Source organism: Halomonas sp. ND22Bw, assembly GCF_003011945.1.
Lineage (GTDB): Bacteria > Pseudomonadota > Gammaproteobacteria > Pseudomonadales > Halomonadaceae > Halomonas > Halomonas halophila.
The window spans coordinates 1-238 of the sequence record NZ_PXWD01001716.1; the positions used below are offsets into that span (position 1 = coordinate 1).

Sequence of the window (238 nt, forward strand, 5' to 3'; positions counted from 1 at the left end):
AAGAGGCTTCGTCGTGCTTGTCGGAGTCTGGCTCGTCGGGCTGGGCGTATTTATGCTTGCCCGGCCACGGCTGGCCTTGGCCGCTCTCGCCCGGCTCGGTGGGTCGCCGGGCGTTCATATCGGTGAGATGATGCTCCGCCTCCTCGCCGGGGCCGCGTTCCTGATCGCCTCGGCGTCCACCCGCCATCCGACCTTGATGTCCGTCGTGGGCCTGTTCCTGGTTCTGTCGGCTTGTGTG

General features: G+C 66.8%; 1 protein-coding gene. It reads left to right on the forward strand.

Annotated elements, in window-relative coordinates:
* Positions 1–13: 13 nt before the first annotated feature.
* Positions 14–238, forward strand: a 225-nt coding sequence (locus CVH10_RS27125) for a hypothetical protein (RefSeq protein ID WP_219925104.1), incomplete at its 3' end; no start/stop codon positions are given.